Origin of the sequence: Chryseobacterium proteolyticum (genome assembly GCF_046591535.1) — a bacterium.
Lineage (GTDB): Bacteria > Bacteroidota > Bacteroidia > Flavobacteriales > Weeksellaceae > Chryseobacterium > Chryseobacterium proteolyticum.
Map to the genome: position 1 here is coordinate 140,826 of NZ_JBJLWK010000007.1, position 15,983 is coordinate 156,808.

17 protein-coding genes are annotated in these 15,983 nt (G+C 36.1%); 5 read left to right on the forward strand and 12 right to left on the reverse strand.

The genetic code is table 11. From position 1 onward, the window contains the following. Nucleotides 1-79: 79 nt before the first annotated feature. From coaE to ruvB, 4 genes are all read right to left on the reverse strand, one after another. Nucleotides 80-709 (reverse strand): dephospho-CoA kinase, encoded by a 630-nt coding sequence (gene coaE, locus ACJ5H0_RS21820; protein ID WP_411252023.1) that lies wholly within the window; start codon nucleotides 707-709, stop codon nucleotides 80-82. 7 nt (nucleotides 710-716) lie between these two features. Beyond that, the gene (locus ACJ5H0_RS21825) at nucleotides 717-1,583 is read right to left on the reverse strand and encodes an MBL fold metallo-hydrolase (protein WP_411252026.1); all 867 of its coding nucleotides are present in this window, start codon (nucleotides 1,581-1,583) and stop codon (nucleotides 717-719) included. Between the two features lie 21 nt (nucleotides 1,584-1,604). Continuing rightward, complete coding sequence (locus ACJ5H0_RS21830; protein WP_411252029.1) at nucleotides 1,605-2,216, reverse strand: FMN-binding negative transcriptional regulator; 612 nt, start codon at nucleotides 2,214-2,216, stop codon at nucleotides 1,605-1,607. Between the two features lie 83 nt (nucleotides 2,217-2,299). Beyond that, entirely contained in the window at nucleotides 2,300-3,322 is a 1,023-nt protein-coding gene (gene ruvB, locus ACJ5H0_RS21835) for a Holliday junction branch migration DNA helicase RuvB (RefSeq protein WP_172280723.1), read from the reverse strand. Nucleotides 3,323-3,470: 148 nt separating this feature from the next. On the opposite strand from ruvB, the gene hutI reads away from it, so the two are divergent. From hutI to ACJ5H0_RS21860, 5 genes are all read left to right on the forward strand, one after another. Beyond that, the gene (gene hutI, locus ACJ5H0_RS21840; RefSeq protein WP_411252032.1) at nucleotides 3,471-4,700 is read left to right on the forward strand and encodes an imidazolonepropionase; all 1,230 of its coding nucleotides are present in this window, start codon (nucleotides 3,471-3,473) and stop codon (nucleotides 4,698-4,700) included. A 199-nt stretch (nucleotides 4,701-4,899) separates the two neighbouring features. Continuing rightward, nucleotides 4,900-6,915 (forward strand): BCCT family transporter, encoded by a 2,016-nt coding sequence (locus tag ACJ5H0_RS21845; protein ID WP_411252035.1) that lies wholly within the window; start codon nucleotides 4,900-4,902, stop codon nucleotides 6,913-6,915. Nucleotides 6,916-7,017: 102 nt separating this feature from the next. Further along, nucleotides 7,018-8,103 (forward strand): DUF695 domain-containing protein, encoded by a 1,086-nt coding sequence (locus ACJ5H0_RS21850; RefSeq protein WP_411252038.1) that lies wholly within the window; start codon nucleotides 7,018-7,020, stop codon nucleotides 8,101-8,103. A gap of 21 nt (nucleotides 8,104-8,124) precedes the next feature. Next, entirely contained in the window at nucleotides 8,125-9,039 is a 915-nt protein-coding gene (gene hutG / locus ACJ5H0_RS21855; protein WP_172280716.1) for a formimidoylglutamase, read from the forward strand. Nucleotides 9,040-9,174: 135 nt separating this feature from the next. Then, a complete protein-coding gene (locus ACJ5H0_RS21860; RefSeq protein ID WP_411252040.1) occupies nucleotides 9,175-10,467 on the forward strand; it encodes an aldehyde dehydrogenase family protein in 1,293 nt (430 codons plus the stop codon). 138 nt (nucleotides 10,468-10,605) lie between these two features. Here the strand turns inward: ACJ5H0_RS21860 and pyk are convergent, their stop codons facing one another. The 8 genes from pyk to ACJ5H0_RS21900 all read right to left on the reverse strand — a co-directional run bounded on the left by pyk (nucleotide 10,606) and on the right by ACJ5H0_RS21900 (nucleotide 15,978). Beyond that, nucleotides 10,606-12,051 carry a pyruvate kinase gene (pyk, locus tag ACJ5H0_RS21865; RefSeq protein ID WP_172280712.1) on the reverse strand — a complete coding sequence of 482 codons (1,446 nt, stop codon included), beginning with the start codon at nucleotides 12,049-12,051 and terminating at the stop codon, nucleotides 10,606-10,608. Beyond that, on the reverse strand, nucleotides 12,044-12,346 hold the full coding sequence (locus tag ACJ5H0_RS21870) for a hypothetical protein (RefSeq protein ID WP_411252077.1): 303 nt from the start codon (nucleotides 12,344-12,346) through the stop codon (nucleotides 12,044-12,046). The genes pyk and ACJ5H0_RS21870 overlap by 8 nt, the downstream gene beginning before the upstream one ends. Beyond that, nucleotides 12,237-12,518, reverse strand: coding sequence for an IPExxxVDY family protein (locus ACJ5H0_RS21875; RefSeq protein ID WP_411252041.1), 282 nt, complete (start codon nucleotides 12,516-12,518; stop codon nucleotides 12,237-12,239). Before ACJ5H0_RS21875 ends, ACJ5H0_RS21870 begins: the two co-directional genes overlap by 110 nt. Further along, nucleotides 12,496-13,257, reverse strand: coding sequence for a ribonuclease III (gene rnc / locus ACJ5H0_RS21880; RefSeq protein ID WP_172280708.1), 762 nt, complete (start codon nucleotides 13,255-13,257; stop codon nucleotides 12,496-12,498). Before rnc ends, ACJ5H0_RS21875 begins: the two co-directional genes overlap by 23 nt. 9 nt (nucleotides 13,258-13,266) lie before the next feature. Beyond that, nucleotides 13,267-14,511 (reverse strand): beta-ketoacyl-ACP synthase II, encoded by a 1,245-nt coding sequence (gene fabF, locus ACJ5H0_RS21885; protein ID WP_411252042.1) that lies wholly within the window; start codon nucleotides 14,509-14,511, stop codon nucleotides 13,267-13,269. A gap of 32 nt (nucleotides 14,512-14,543) precedes the next feature. Next, a complete protein-coding gene (locus ACJ5H0_RS21890) occupies nucleotides 14,544-14,783 on the reverse strand; it encodes an acyl carrier protein (RefSeq protein ID WP_002976354.1) in 240 nt (79 codons plus the stop codon). 300 nt (nucleotides 14,784-15,083) lie between these two features. Next, nucleotides 15,084-15,776: a helix-turn-helix domain-containing protein gene (locus tag ACJ5H0_RS21895; RefSeq protein ID WP_411252043.1), complete on the reverse strand. Its 693-nt coding sequence runs from the start codon at nucleotides 15,774-15,776 to the stop codon at nucleotides 15,084-15,086. Further along, nucleotides 15,736-15,978, reverse strand: coding sequence for a hypothetical protein (locus tag ACJ5H0_RS21900; protein WP_411252044.1), 243 nt, complete (start codon nucleotides 15,976-15,978; stop codon nucleotides 15,736-15,738). The genes ACJ5H0_RS21895 and ACJ5H0_RS21900 overlap by 41 nt, the downstream gene beginning before the upstream one ends. Between the last annotated feature and the right edge of the window lie 5 nt (nucleotides 15,979-15,983).

The following is a 15,983-nucleotide window of genomic DNA, read 5'->3' on the forward strand; positions in this document are numbered from 1 at the left end:
AATGAGCTCTCAGAAATGAGAGCTTATTTTTTTTTTACATAAAAAACTCGTTAGAATTATTTTCTAACGAGCTCTTTTTTTATTCTATTTCAAAGATGGTGCGTTCTGTCCGCTCTTTTAAATCTTCTAAATTAGTGTCATTATAGATGATATAATCAGCAAGCCTTATTTTCTCTTTTTCAGGCATTTGCCGCTCCATAATAGCCTGTACTTCGCGGTAAGTTTTGTTGTCCCTGTCCATTACCCTTTTTATTCTTATGTTGTCTTGTGCAGTTACTAAAAGTGATTTGTAGCACTGCAGATTAAGCTTTAATTCAAATAATAAGGCAGTTTCCTTAAAGACTAAATATTTTGACTGTTCTTTTACCCATTGTTCAAAATCGATTCGTACAGCGGGGTGTATGATTTCATTTAATTTTTGCAGTAGATCCGAATTATTAAAAACTTTGTCTGCAACATATTTCCGATCATAAAGGCCGGTATTATCATAAGACTGTGCTCCTAAGAGCTCTTTAATCTTTTCTTTTAGGATATCATTGTCATTGACAATGGTTTTTGCTCTGTCATCGGAGTAATAAACCGGAAATCCGCATTCTTCAATAAAATGGGCTACCGTTGTTTTTCCTGAACCTATTCCACCAGTAAGGCCAATGATCTTGGGTGCTGGTTCCGGTTCTGCTTTTTGTGTTTCTGAATTCAATTCTTCCATACTTCAATTAATATCCGAAAACGTCATTAAAACTGTGAACTTCATCAAGCCTTACTCCTTTATCTGTCATTTTCAGACTGGCCAGCTCATTATGTGCGTCATGCTCGAAAAACAATAAATATTCGTTATCAACACATTGCTTTAAAAATTTTCCTTTTTCCTCCATTGTCAAGAGGGGTCTTGTATCGTATCCCATCACATAAACCTGGTTGATATGTCCGGCTGTAGGGATAAGGTCTGCAGCAAAAACGATTGTTTTTTCCTGATATTGGATTACAGGAAGCATTTGCTTTTCGGTATGTCCGTCAACAAAAATAACATCCATTTTCAAGTCCGGGGCGAAACCATAGTTTCCTGTCGTCGGTAGTGGTAAAAAATTCAGTTGACCACTTTCCTGCATAGGAATGATATTTTCTTTTAAAAAACTTGCTTTCTCTCGCGGATTAGGCTCAGTAGCCCATTGCCAATGGTTTTCATTGGTCCAGAAATAAGCATTTTTAAAAGCCGGTCTGTACCCCGTTTTATCGTCATTCCATTCGATGGCTCCTCCACAGTGGTCAAAATGAAGATGGGTAAGAAAAACATCAGTAATGTCTTCCTTTACAAAGCCATATTTTTTAAGGTTTTTATCTAAATTATCATCTCCCCAAAGAGAATAATGTCCGAAAAATTTCTCATCCTGTTTATTTCCCAGACCGCAATCCACTAAAATCAGTTTCTTACCATCTTCAATAAGCAAAGATCGAGTTCCCAGTTCTATCAGGTTTCTTTCGTCTGCAGGATTGGTTTTTTCCCACAGACTCTTTGGGACGACTCCGAACATAGCGCCGCCGTCCAGCTTAAATTTTCCACATTGTATTGGATATAGCTTCATATAATATTATGTTTTATGTATTTAATTTTTATTAAGTTTCATTTTTTCAGCAATCTTTTTTCCCTGCTCATCCGAATTTTCAAGATGGGAAATAATATTTTGATAATCTTTTTCTTTCCTGTTTTGGGAAAGTTTTTGTTTAATAAAGATCTCCGTTGGTATTATTTTTATTCCAAATGCTCCTTTCATTTCTTTTTCTACAAACTCTTTACCCATATCCTTTACCAGTACAGGGCATTTTTGAAACTTTTCATACTTATTGGTTAACTTTTCCAGATGCGCGTAAAGTTCTCCATTAGTCATAAATTCTACTTTACCATGAATTTGTACAGCTTCATAATTCCATGTTGAAACATTGATATGATCATACCAGCTACTGGAAATATAAGTGTGTGCTCCTAAAAAGTCACATAATACCTCATCTCCTTTTTTCAGTGTTTTTGCCTGTGGATTGGCTTTGGAAATATGAGTTTCAATATAAATGTGATCCGGATCATCCTCATTAAGCATCATCATGGAATGAGTGGCCCGTATCTTGTCGACTGAAGAAATAAGTAAAGCGAAAGCATTGTCTCTAATGATTTCACGCATTACATTATAATCCTCACTTCTGTATAGCTTCGGTATAAACATTAATTAATAACTCTTTATATTTCTTATCATAAGGCTAAAAGATCAACACCTTTATCAGCTCGATTATATTTTAAATAACAAGCCTAAAAAAGCTCCCCTGGATTTTTAGGTATCGGAATCTGCAAGTGTTTATAGGCTTTTTCTGTCACCTCTCTTCCCCTTGGGGTACGGATAATAAATCCTTCCTGAATTAAGAAAGGCTCATAAACCTCTTCTAATGTCTCCGGGTTTTCAGCGATAGAGGTTGCCAGTGCTGAAATACCTACAGGTTTTCCTTTAAAATTTTCAATCATGACACGCATGATCTTGTTATCCATTTCATCCAACCCAAATTCATCAACATTCAGAGAGTTGAGCGCATATTTTGTGATATTGATCTCTATTTCTCCATTACCTTTTATTTCTGCAAAATCTCGTACCCTTCGTAATAAAGCATTAGCAATTCTGGGAGTTCCGCGGCTTCTTCTTGCAATTTCAATGGCTGCATCCTCGTAAATTTTTACTCCAAGAACTCTGGAACTTCTTATGATGATCATGGATAAAAGTTCTATGGTATAATATTCAAGCCTGCTTTGGATACCGAATCTCGCCAACATGGGCTTGGTAAGCATTCCGCTTCTTGTAGTTGCTCCAACCAGTGTAAAAGGATTGAGTCCGATCTGTACACTCCTTGCATTAGGACCTGTTTCCAGCATAATATCAATCTTATAATCTTCCATCGCAGAATAAAGATATTCTTCCACAACAGGAGATAGACGGTGGATCTCATCAATAAAGAGAACGTCATTTTCTTCCAGATTGGTTAAAAGGCCGGCCAGACTTCCCGGTTTATCAAGAACTGGACCTGATGTTATTTTACAATTCACACCCAATTCATTCGCAATGATGTTCGCTAAAGTTGTTTTTCCAAGTCCCGGAGGCCCGTGAAGAAGAACATGGTCAAGGGCTCCGCCTCGCTTTTTAGCCGCAGTTACAAATACTTCAAGATTTTCCAACGTCTTTCTCTGTCCCGCAAAATCCTTAAAACTCTGGGGACGAATCTGTTCTTCCTGCATGAGCTCTTCATGAGAAAAGTTTTCCTTATCTGGATGTAAAAAATCAGGCATTAATTCATTTCATTTACCTCAAAGATAGGGATTTTAGACTTAGGTTGGGGAAAAGGTTATGCTAAAAAATCAAGGTTAAAAGATATTTTTTAAGTATTTTTGGAATGGAAATTTAAATCCCAATACAATATTTTCTGACCATTTACTTATGAAATTAATAGGACCATTTAAGCAAATCATTACACTCGCAAATCTTTCACTGAGAGGAAAATTATCTGATCAACAACTTGAAATTATAGTTGACGGAGGCATTTTGATTGAAGGTGAAACCATTCAGAAAGTTGGAAATTTCGAAGAATTAAGATCTGAATATCCCAATGTAACAATTGAAGAGGTTGAAGGTGAACAGATCGTGCTTCCTGCTTTCATAGATTCCCATACTCACATTTGCTTTGGAGGAAACAGAGCAAATGATTTTGCCATGAGAAATGAAGGAAAAACTTATCTTGAAATTGCTGAAAGCGGAGGAGGCATCTGGAGTTCTGTACAACATACAAGAAATGCGTCAGAAGAAGAGTTGCTTAAAACTTTATCAGAAAGGATCAATTTTCTTATTTCATTGGGAATTACAACCATTGAAGTGAAAAGCGGCTATGGTCTGGATGTGGAAAATGAGCTCAAGATGCTGAGAATAATAAAAAAAGCACAAACATTAACCAAAGCCACATTAATTCCTACCTGTCTTTCCGCACATTTGAAACCGAAAGATTTTGAGGGAGATAATAAATCTTATTTAGATTTTATTATCGCAGAAATTTTGCCTAAAGTAAAAGAAGAAGGACTTGCTAAAAGAGTTGATATTTTTATTGAAAAGTCAGCATTCCAACCGGAAGAAAGTAAGGATTTTTTATTAAAAACTAAAGAGCTCGGTTTTGAAATAACTGTTCATGCAGATCAATTTACTCCCGGAAGTTCAAGGATTGCAGTAGAAGTAGGAGCACAGTCTGCGGACCATTTAGAGGCAACAATTGATGACGACATCATGTTTCTTGCTCATTCCAATACAGTGGCCACAGCACTGCCCGGAGCGAGTTTAGGACTGGGGGAGAAGTTCACTCCGGCACGAAAGTTGTTGGATGCAGGAGCTATTCTTGCAATAGCCAGTGACTGGAACCCGGGTTCCGCACCAATGGGTAACTTGATTACCCAGGCTTCCATTTTAGCAACATACGAAAAGTTAACAACCGCTGAAGTTTTAGCAGGTATTACATTTCGTTCGGCATATGCTCTGGGATTAGAAGACAGGGGAAGATTAGAAAAGGGATTAAAAGCGGATTTTGTAACTTTTAAAACCGATAATTTTCAAAACGTATTATATAATCAGGGAAGTTTAACCGCTGAAAATATTTATATCAATGGGAAAAAGTGGAAAGTGTAATGTAAAGTACCTTTTCTCCCGTTTATCTTATTATAAGTTTCCTTAATATGCTCCTGTTATTTTTCCATGGGTGAAAAGTAATTCTGTAGTTCCTAAGTGTACTGATAAAGAAAGATCATATTATTTTTCTTACTTTTTGAATGCTTTTGTTGCGGCTATGCCTGAATAATGTATCAATAATTTAATTTGAAAAATAGATATGATGAAATTTCGAAGTATGCGATCAACATTTAATAAAGGAGTAACAATTCCAAGTCTTATTTTTATCATAGGAACTTGTTTTCTGTCAGCTCTTTACCCGAAATCTACAGAAAGTATCTTAAATGGAATTAAGGAATTCATTTTTGTTAACCTGAATTGGGTTTACGTTTGGGCAGTCACCATCTTTGTGATTTTTCTCGTGTACCTTATGTTTAGTAAATATGCTAATATAAAACTGGGAGCCAATGACAGCAAGCCGGAGTATTCTCTGTTTTCATGGATTTCGATGCTGTTCGCTGCAGGGATGGGGATTGGTTTAATATATTTTAGTGTAGCGGAACCTATGCAGCATTACTCCTCTGAAGTTTTTGGTAATAACCATTATGTAAACAGGGCGAAACAGGCACAGCTTTATACCTTTTTTCATTGGGGAATCCACGCGTGGGCTATTTATGGGATTGTAGGATTATCACTTTCTTATTTTGCTTATCGATACAGGTTGCCACTATCTCTGAGAAGTTGTTTTTATCCTTTGCTTAAAGATAGAATCAATGGAAAATGGGGAAACGTTATTGATATTTTTGCCCTTTGCTGTACCTTCTTTGGAATTACCACCACATTAGGCTTTGGGGTCGTCCAGATCAATTCCGGCTTACACATATTGGGAGCAATCCCGGAAAATAAATTCATATACCAGATCATTATTGTTTTCATTCTCATTTCTCTGTCGGTCTTTTCAGCGATCAGCGGGGTAAACAAAGGTGTTAAGATATTGAGTAATATCAATGTCATCAGTGTAATTGTTCTTCTGTTGTTTGTACTGATATTAGGACCAACCGTTTACTTGATCGGAAGCTTTACCGAAGGTTTGGGAAATTATATCAATAATTTTTTCGATCTTACTTTTAGTACCCATGTTTACGAAAAAGATACACTGCCATGGTTTTATGACTGGACGATTTTATATTGGGCATGGTGGATTTCATGGTCCCCTTATGTAGGATTGTTTATTGCGAGAATCTCAAAAGGAAGGACCATTAAAGAATTTATTCTGGCTGTTTTAATACTGCCTACATTATTTAATTTTATATGGATGTCCGTTTTCGGGAACAGTGCCATTTGGTTTGATTTCAATATCGCGCATGGTAAGTTGAGCCAATTTGCATCTGATCCTGATGCTTTAATGTTTCGTTTTCTCGAATACATGCCTTTATCTACGATTACAAGCTTCTTCGTCATCGTTATCATTATAATCTTTTTTGTGACTTCAGCAGATTCAGGAATATTTGTAATGAATAGTATCGCAACCAAAAATGCACAGAAATCTCCAAAATGGCAATTGATATTCTGGGGGCTCTTGCTAGCTGTACTGTCACTATTATTGCTTAATGTAGGAGGCCTGAAAGCACTCCAAAGTATGACATTAATCACAGCCCTGCCATTTTCAATTATTGTACTTTTATTCATTGTAAGTTTAATGAAGGCGTTGATCATTGATCAGAAATACTATGACAGGAACTTTTCGGCTTCTGCAGTTCCCTGGTCCGGTGAATTCTGGAAAGAACGTTTGAAGCGTATTGTTTCATTTAAGGACAACTCATCCGTGGATAGCTTTATCCATACCACAGTGAAAGAAGGATTTCAGGAACTGCAGAAAGAATTTGCAGATAATGGGATTGAAGTGAAGATGAATTACGGCGATAATCCTACAAAAATAGAAATAGAAATTCATCATGGAGTTGTTAATAACTTTATTTATGGAATTAAAAACCAGGAAAAGACGGTATCAGAATATATTATCCACGAGGAAAATCTTCCGGACCTGGAACATAATACCACCCATTATCCGAAATCATATTTTGGCGATGCAAGAGAAGGTTATGATGTACAATATTTTACTAAAAACGAACTGATCTCCGATGTTCTGAAACATTATGAGAGGTTTTTGGAGATTGTTTCGGAAGAAAAAAATGAAATGTTTATCAGCAGCAATGCCAATCAGAATAAAGTATAAAAAGGAACATCGTGTAATTGATTAAAAGGAGTTTGAGTATATGCACAATATTATATAGTTTTACCGGACAAAACTCTATTGATGAAAATAAAATAAAACAGTATGGGATTCTTCGGTAAGGAAATAAGAAATATAGGTAATGCGACCAGGAATTACAATGATTTTTGGGATTGGTTTCTGACTAAGGAAAAGGATTTTTATGAAATTATAAAAAATCATGATCATATTGAAAGTGGTTTTTTCGATATTATTTCTCCCAAACTTAAACAGATTAATCAAGGATATTACTTTCTCGTTGGGATGTACGATGATTCTACTGTAGAACTCATTATTACCGTAGATGGCGAAATTAAAAATATTGTTTTTGCAGAAGAAATTGTTGATGCTTCTCCTGTTTTGGAGCGTTGGAAATTTACCGCTTTAAAACCTGAGATGGATGCTGCTCACGGAATTCAAATGGACGGCCTAGAGTTTACCGGTGAAAACATTTTATTTTATCCGAATGAAAGCGAGGGATATCCTGATGAAATAGACATTACCTTTGTGTATGAAGGTTTAATCCCAGGGAATAAAGAATCTGTTGTAAAAGGGATCTGTGTTTTTCTGGATAATTTTTTAGGCGAATTGAATTTTGCGACACAGATTGACACATTTAATATTATAAGTAAGGAAGAAGCGAAAAAAGAACTGATTCCAGTCATTAAATTAAAAGATTTCCTTGCATGGAGGGAGAGAGAGTTTACAGAAAAATATAAAAATGTAAAGAACATTGATGACGAAGAACAGTTTTCGGTGTTGGAAGCAAGTTTGCAAAACGGGTTGCCACTTATTGCTACAGTGAATACATCACTGCTGACCTATGATGCCAAAGCTTCCTATCCATGGATTTCAGTGATAAGAATGCAATATGAAGGAAGAAGCAATAACGGACTTCCGGAAAATGATGATCATGAAAGGCTGAATGAGATTGAAGAAAAAATTATAAATAAATTAAAAGTAGAAGAAGGACATTTGTATATAGGACACGAGAGTGCAGATAATCTCAGAGAATGCTATTTTGCAAGTAAAGATTTCCGCGATCCTTCCAGGGTTATTCCGAAAATAATCGTTGAGCATCCTGAATACGAAATTTCTCTTGAAATTTATAAAGACAAATACTGGCAGAGTTTTGAACGTTACACTATATAAATTAAAAAATTAAATAAAATCATGATTTGGCAAGGAAGATTGGATGGTGAAGAATTACTTTATCACAGAATTTTTCAAAGAGTAAAAATTGAAAATGATTACGATGTTATTTCTACTAATGATTTCGTTTTGCATGGTTTTGCTGTAGAAGAAGGAGTAAAAAGGAATAAAGGAAGATTAGGAGCGAAAGATGCTCCGGATATTATAAGAAAGAACATGTCTAATTTTCCTGTAATCCTTCCCGATTTTTCGTTGTGGGATTTTGGAAATATTACCTGCGAGGATACTCATCTTGAAAAAGCACAGCAGAGTCTTGCTAAAAATGTATCAAAAGTTTTATTAAAAGGAGGTAAATCTCTCGTTGTCGGTGGTGGACATGAACTTACATATGCCCATTATCTGGGTGTAAAAACGGCATTTCCCGAACAGAAGATCGGGATTATAAATATTGATGCTCATTTCGACAACCGCCAACCGGAAGAAGGGGTAGGAGCAAGTTCCGGAACCGGATTCTGGCAAATTGCCCAGGAAGGAGATATTCACTCACTGCATATCGGGATCCAAAGAAATTCCAATACACTGAAATTGTTCGATACGGCCCATCAATACGGAATGAAATATATTTTGGCAGACGAACTATTCTTTGAGAATCTGCCGTCCATATACCAACGTATTAATGATTTGTTGGATGAGGTGGATGTTGCTTACCTTACCATTTGTATGGATGTTTTTAATGCATCTGTAGCACCAGGAGTTTCAGCTTCCGCCTATAATGGTATTTTTGCAGATAGCACATTTATGCATTTTTACAGGCATATTTTGAAAAATGAAAAACTGGTCGCACTCGATGTGGCAGAAGTTAACCCTTCTTACGATATTCAGGAGAGAACAGCAAGACTTGCGGCTAGCCTGATCAACGAATGGTTTATGGTATAGCAAAAAATATATTCTTTTAATAGAGAAAATCATTATTTTATTTTGCTTAAAGGAACAAAATTTGTTGCTTTCATCCATGCTTTACGGTAAAGCATTCTAATTCATTTATTTTGAATTTGAAACAAAAATTACATTATGGAACAATCAATTGAAAATAAACTTATTATTGCAGATAAGGCTTTTTCAGAATGGAAAAAAGTGCCCTTTGAAGAAAGGCAAAAATTAATTGCAAAAGCTGCGGAGGTGCTAAAAGCGAATTCAGAAAAATTCGGAGAGATCATTACAAGGGAAATGAATAAGCCCATTTCACAATCAATTGCTGAGGTAGAGAAATCTGCATTAATGATGAATTATTATGCGGAGGCTGAAAATATTTTAAAGGCGGAAAAAATAGAATCTGAATATAAATTTTCTGAAGTCCATTATATTCCGAAGGGAGTGATTCTTGGTGTGATGCCATGGAATTTTCCTTTCTGGCAGGTTTTAAGATTTGCAACCCCGGCTATTCTATCCGGAAACACTGTTGTATTGAAGCATGCTTCCATCTGCTTTGGAAGTGGTAATGCCATAGAGCAGGTATTTTTGGAAGCTGGTTTTCCACAAGGAGTTTTCCAGAATTTAGAAGTGGGACATAAGGAGGTGAAAGAAATCCTGGAACACGATGCCGTGAAAGGAGTAAGCTTAACCGGAAGTGGAAGAGCAGGAGGGGAGGTAGCCTCTATTGCAGGATTGAATATTAAGAAATCTTTGCTTGAATTGGGAGGTAGCGATGCTTTTATCATTCTGGATGATGCTGATCTTGATAAAGCTGCAAAAGTCGGAGCTCAGGCAAGACTTCAAAATTGCGGACAGACCTGCGTTGCTGCTAAAAGGTTCATTATTAATGAGAAAGTTGAGGATGAGTTTTTACCGAAATTCATAGAGGAGTACAAAAAATTTGTTCCGGCTGATCCGATGAATAAGGAAACAAAGATCAGCGGTATGGCAAGACCTGATCTGGCTGATGATCTTGAAAAACAATTTAATAAAGCTTTAGAAAACGGAGCAGAAATTATTATCCCTCTTGAAAGGATTTCCGATCATGAATTCAATCCTGGACTAATAAGAGTACAGGAAGGTAATCCTATTTTACAAGAGGAGTTGTTTGGACCATTAGGTATGGTGATGATTGCTAAGAATGATGATGAGGCTTTAAAAATGGCAAATGATATTCCTTTCGGACTTTCCAATTCGGTTTGGACACAAAATGCAGACCGTCAGATGTTTTTTATTGAAAATTTGGAATCCGGGACTGTCAACATCAATAGAATGACCAGCTCTGATCCCCGTTTTCCTTTTGGAGGAACAAAAGCATCAGGATACGGTACTGAGCTTTCTTTAATTGCATTAAAAGAGTTTGTTACTCCGAAGACAATTGTGGGAAATTGATTTTTGAACAGTAGATGTATTAAAGATTTTAATACTAAATTATAATTATAAAAAGAGCTCCTGAACATTTCAGGAGCTCTTTTTTATATCAATTTTGAAAAGCTGTTTCGCCATTTTTGCGATTTCGCCTTTACTTTATTATACTGTCGTTAATCTCAGCGTATTTGTTTTTCCTCCTTCATATGACGGAGTAGCATTGATGTTGATTACAAAATCCCCGCTTTCAATATATCCGTAATTATGTGTAAGCATATTAACCTGGATAATTGTTTCATCCGTTGATTTGTTCATATCATAATAATAAGCATGAACACCCCAAAGAAGGTTAAGCATCGTAATTACCCTTTTATTACCGCTGTACACAATAATATGTGAGTTAGGTCTGTGGGCTGAAAGCTGGAATGCCGTATAACCGGAGTGTGTTAAAGTAACAATTGCAGTAACATTTGTTGTTTTAGCAATTCTAACTGCGGCAAGGCATACCCTGTTGGTAATAAACCTTTCATCAATACAATTATAATCTTTTTCGATAGGCTCGTTTTTGTGCTGATAGAAATTTGTCTTTTCTATATTCTGAACGATTTTAGCCATGTTCTCAACTACCTGGATAGGATATCTTCCCACCGAAGTTTCTCCTGAAAGCATTACAGCATCAGCACCATCCAATACGGAGTTGGCAACGTCATTTACTTCAGCTCTTGTTGGTGTTAAGCTATTGATCATGGTTTCCATCATCTGAGTGGCAATGATAACCGGTTTGGAATAGAATCTTGCTTTTTCAACCAGGTTTTTCTGGATCGCAGGAACTTCTTCCATAGGAACTTCTACTCCCAGGTCACCACGTGCAACCATTAATCCATCACATTCCAATAAGATCTCATCAATATTTTTTACCCCTTCAGGCTTTTCGATTTTAGCTATGATCGGCGTTTTAAATTTGCCGTTCGGATGCTTGGCAATAAGGTCCTTAAGATCTATGATGTCCTGTGCATGACGTACAAAAGATAAAGCAATCCAATCTACCTCCATGTCCAGCATAAAGTTAGCATCCTGGATATCCTTCTCCGTTAAGGCAGGAAGAGAAACATTCGTATTAGGAAGGTTTACTCCTTTTTTAGAACTCAGAGGTCCACCTTGTATGGTTTTGGCCTTTACAGTGTCCTTTTCGTTGGTTTCAATAACCTCTAGAACAAGCTTTCCATCATCGATAAGGATTCTTTCCCCCACTTTTACGTCCTGAGGAAACTGTTGATAAGTCATATAAACTTTTGTAGAATCCCCTTCAATTTTTTCATTCGTAAAGGTTAAAATATCTCCAGGATTAAGATATGATCCCTCCTTTACGACTCCCACTCTCAATTTAGGACCTTGTAAGTCTCCTAAAATACTTACAGAGTAGCCATGTTCCTTATTAAGTTCTCTAATGATATCAATATTAGTTCGAACTAAGTCGTAATCTGCATGTGAAAAATTTATTCTAAAAACGTCTACTCCTGCTTTCATAAGTCCTAACATGACTTCTTTAGATGATGATGCAGGGCCAAGCGTTGCAATAATTTTTGTCTTCTTTAAATACTTATTCATAATAATGGATAATTTGATATAGTTCCTCTTCAGAACTCAATGTATAATCTTGAATTGGAAACACAAGATTTTCAGGGAGCAAAATTACGGAAAAATCAGGAAATTGTTCCGAACTATGCAGAATATATTCTACATCTACCTGATTATTTAATAAAAATTTAATATTTTCTTCTTCTGCGAAGAGCTCAGTTTGTATTTTTTTTTTGTCTACTTTCACAGGATTTGTTGGAAATGAAAGTAAAGTAAGTCTTTGAAAACTTGTGATAACCCTCGAATCTTGAGAAATAATAATCATAATATGATCCGTGAAAGACGAGGTCGTCTATCCTTGAAAATTTAAGATCGTTATTTTGATTTATTTTGAAAAAAAATTCATGATCGAATACATTTTTTGCTAATCTTACCAATCCGATGGCAATATCTTCAAATTCTATATCGTCGTGATCATAAAGTTTTTGAATTTCCAAGTATGTTCTCTTTTTTGTTTAAAATATAAAATGCTCGTTGTGCTGCTTTTTCTTCGGCTTTCTTTTTTGAAGTTTCAGTGGCATTGGCTATCTTCTCTTCTCCGAGCCAGACGTGGCAACGAAAAACGATTGATTTATTCCCCTGAGTTTCTTCACAGGTTTCATATTTTATATTTACTTTTTTCTTCTGGCTCCATTCCAGAAGAAGGCCTTTATAGCTCACAATTTTATTTTCGAGCTTATTAATTTCAGATGGCGTCAGCAAACGTTCCAAAATGATCTTTTTACAGGTGTCATATTGGAAGTCTAAATAAACAGCACCGATTAATGCCTCAAATAAATTTCCGGAGATATTTTCACCTAAAGCTACAGAATTTTGTTTAATTAAAAGGTCTGTAAGCTTTAAATCTTCCCCTAATTTATTAAGATTTTTCCTATTAACAATCTTAGATTTCATTTGTGTAAGATATCCTTCATTCGCTTGAGGATAAGTCTGGAACAAATGACAAGAAATAATTGTACCCAAAACGGAATCTCCTAAGAATTCAAGTCTTTCGTAATTGCTGTCTTGATTTTTAGAAGAATTTTTCAAAGAAAAAGCTTCCCGGTAAAGCGCAACATTTTGTATCTCAGAACCCAGCAGTTTATTTAGCTCGGTACTAAGGAAATAGTCTCTCTCCGATAATTTTCTTTTTCTTTGTTTGAGAAGGAATTTAGAAAAGTATTTCTGTAACTCCATTCAGTAAATTTAGATTTTCATAAACAGAACGCAGGCATTGTGCCCACCAAATCCAAAAGTATTGCTCATGGCTACTTTTACATCTTTTTTCACAGCTTCATTAAATGTAAAATTAAGTCTGCTGTCGATATTTTCATCATCAGTAAAATGATTAATGGTAGGAGGAACAATACCATGAATAATAGTTCCTAAAGCAGCAATAGCCTCAATTACACCGGCCGCCCCTAAAAGGTGCCCTGTCATTGATTTTGTAGAATTAATCTGAATGTCGTAAGCATGCTCTCCAAGTAATTTTGAAATTGCGTTGGATTCTGCAATGTCTCCTAATGGAGTAGACGTACCATGCATATTGATATGGTCTACTTCATCAGCAGTTAACCCTGCATCTTCCAGGCAACTTTTCATTACCAGATAAGCTCCCAAACCTTCAGGATGAGGTGCTGTCATGTGATGTGCATCTGCACTCAGACCGCCTCCTTTTAATTCTGCATAAATTGTTGCGCCCCTTTTTACTGCATGTTCATATTCTTCAAGAATAATACATCCTGCTCCTTCACCCAATACAAAGCCATCTCTGTCTTTATCAAAAGGTCTTGAAGCTGTTTTCGGATCATCATTTCTTGTTGAAAGTGCCATCATAGCATTAAATCCGCCCACACCACTCGCTGTAACAGCGGCTTCAGAGCCACCACATACAATAACATCTGCTTTTCCTAATTGGATTAGCATTTTAGCGTCGATTAGTGCATTTGCAGAAGAAGCACACGCAGATACAGTAGTGTAATTAGGTCCGTGAAAACCATACTCAATAGAGATATGTCCAGGCGTAATATCCGCGATCATCTTTGGAATAAAGAAGGGGTTGAATCTTGGAATATCCGTATTCGCCCATCCTAAAACTTCTGTTTCAAAAGTTTCCAAACCACCGATCCCGGAGCCCCAGATTACACCAACTCTGTTTTTATCAACAGAATCTTCGATAATTCTGGAATGTTCTACAGCTTCTCTTGCAGCTACAAGCCCAAGCTGGGTATTCCGGTCCATTTTTTTTGCTTCTTTCTTATCGAAATGTTGCAACGGATCGAAATTCTTGACTTCGCAAGCGAATTTTGTCTTGAAGTTTGTGGCATCAAAAAGAGTAATCGGAGCTGCACCGCTCTCACCTTTAACAAGATTTCCCCAGTATTCCTTCGCATTATTTCCAATCGGTGTTATTGCTCCAAAACCGGTTACAACTACTCTTTTTAATTCCATAAACTTTTTAAATTTTCCTTTGTTGAAGAATATTATTTATTTACTACTTCTTCGATATAAGCGATAGCGTGCCCTACAGTAGTAATTTTTTCAGCTTGATCATCAGGGATTTGAATATTGAATTCTTTTTCAAATTCCATGATAAGTTCAACTGTATCCAGTGAATCAGCTCCTAAATCGTTAGTGAAGCTAGCTTCAGGAGTTACCTCTGTTTCTTCAACGTCAAGCTTATCAGCGATGATAGCTTTTACTCTTGATGCAATGTCTGACATAGTAAATTATTTTTTTAATTGTTAGATGGTGCAAATATATAAAATTCTTTACGATAAAACATTTTTTTTAGTCTTTTTTGTGGATAGACTATCCGTATTTTATCAGGATGGGATATAGTGTTTTCGTTTTCAGGTGTTTATAATTAGTATGCTCAGCAGAAGATGAAATTAATCATAGATTGAACAACATGGTTTTGAAACTTATGCATTTATCCAGGTATGGAATTCCGTTCTTTTGCTGCTGTATATTCAGCTTTTATTGTTATTCTGAGAGACTGAAGTTTTATAGAATAGTTGAGATTAATTAATCTGCAGTTTTTTAAATTCTAAAGGCTTCATTCCGGTTTGCTTTTTAAAAAGGCGGGTAAAATAAGATGCATTTTCAAATCCTAATTCATAGGCAATTTCTGAAACGCCTTTTTCACCCAGTCTTAAAAGGTTTTTAGCTTCTGAAATCAAAAAGATGTGGATTAGTTCCATGGCTGTTTTACCTGTTTCCTGTTTTAGAAGATCACTCAGGTATCTGGGGGAAACAGAAAGCTGGCTGGCCAATTGGGTGACATTGGGTAGTCCGCTATCCTTTTTTAAATGGCCATTATGGATATAATTTTTTAGAGCATCATTAAATCTTGATGCCATTTTTCCGGTGATCTGTTCCCGTTCTATAAACTGTCTTTTATAATACCGTTGTGCGTATTTCAGAATTGTTGAAAGGTGGCTTAATATAATCTCTCTGCTGTATTCATCAGGGTTATTTCTATATTCATTATTAATCTTATCATGAAGTTCAATGATATTTTGCTCTTCCTTTGGAGAAAGGTGAAGGGCTTCAGTAACTTCGTAATCAAAGTAGCTGTATTGTTCAATAGCTTTATGCAGCTCATGTCCTTTAAGATAGTCTTCATGGATGAGCAACATGAATCCTTGTTCCTCGAACTCCAGGTCTCTCATCTCAATGACCTGCCTTGGTTTTGTAAAAAAAAAGACAGCCATTGTCATGATCATAAGGTGTACGTCCGTACATAAAAATTCCGGATTTGATTTTCTTGAAGGCGACCATGTAACAGTCTGTGGTGAACTCCCGGTTTCCCATCGTGCATCCGGATAAGCATCCCACGATGCCCAAAAGAGGGTGCTGTGGAGCTTCCCAGTTGCTTTCTGAATGAAGTTCGGTAAGAGTATTATAATGTTTCATCAGAT

What these genes read in the sequence shown, in the direction of transcription:
- coaE (WP_411252023.1), bottom strand. Translation starts at nt 709, where the DNA reads ATGGAAGAATTGAATTCAGAAACACAAAAAGCAGAACCGGAACCAGCA.
- ACJ5H0_RS21900 (WP_411252044.1), bottom strand. Translation starts at nt 15,978, where the DNA reads ATGAAACATTATAATACTCTTACCGAACTTCATTCAGAAAGCAACTGG.
- ACJ5H0_RS21845 (WP_411252035.1), top strand. Translation starts at nt 4,900, where the DNA reads ATGATGAAATTTCGAAGTATGCGATCAACATTTAATAAAGGAGTAACA.
- ACJ5H0_RS21830 (WP_411252029.1), bottom strand. Translation starts at nt 2,216, where the DNA reads ATGTTTATACCGAAGCTATACAGAAGTGAGGATTATAATGTAATGCGT.
- fabF (WP_411252042.1), bottom strand. Translation starts at nt 14,511, where the DNA reads ATGGAATTAAAAAGAGTAGTTGTAACCGGTTTTGGAGCAATAACACCG.
- ACJ5H0_RS21870 (WP_411252077.1), bottom strand. Translation starts at nt 12,346, where the DNA reads ATGATTATTATTTCTCAAGATTCGAGGGTTATCACAAGTTTTCAAAGA.
- rnc (WP_172280708.1), bottom strand. Translation starts at nt 13,257, where the DNA reads ATGGAGTTACAGAAATACTTTTCTAAATTCCTTCTCAAACAAAGAAAA.
- ACJ5H0_RS21890 (WP_002976354.1), bottom strand. Translation starts at nt 14,783, where the DNA reads ATGTCAGACATTGCATCAAGAGTAAAAGCTATCATCGCTGATAAGCTT.
- hutG (WP_172280716.1), top strand. Translation starts at nt 8,125, where the DNA reads ATGATTTGGCAAGGAAGATTGGATGGTGAAGAATTACTTTATCACAGA.
- ACJ5H0_RS21895 (WP_411252043.1), bottom strand. Translation starts at nt 15,776, where the DNA reads ATGGCTGTCTTTTTTTTTACAAAACCAAGGCAGGTCATTGAGATGAGA.
- pyk (WP_172280712.1), bottom strand. Translation starts at nt 12,051, where the DNA reads ATGAATAAGTATTTAAAGAAGACAAAAATTATTGCAACGCTTGGCCCT.
- ruvB (WP_172280723.1), bottom strand. Translation starts at nt 3,322, where the DNA reads ATGCCTGATTTTTTACATCCAGATAAGGAAAACTTTTCTCATGAAGAG.
- ACJ5H0_RS21850 (WP_411252038.1), top strand. Translation starts at nt 7,018, where the DNA reads ATGGGATTCTTCGGTAAGGAAATAAGAAATATAGGTAATGCGACCAGG.
- ACJ5H0_RS21825 (WP_411252026.1), bottom strand. Translation starts at nt 1,583, where the DNA reads ATGAAGCTATATCCAATACAATGTGGAAAATTTAAGCTGGACGGCGGC.
- hutI (WP_411252032.1), top strand. Translation starts at nt 3,471, where the DNA reads ATGAAATTAATAGGACCATTTAAGCAAATCATTACACTCGCAAATCTT.
- ACJ5H0_RS21860 (WP_411252040.1), top strand. Translation starts at nt 9,175, where the DNA reads ATGGAACAATCAATTGAAAATAAACTTATTATTGCAGATAAGGCTTTT.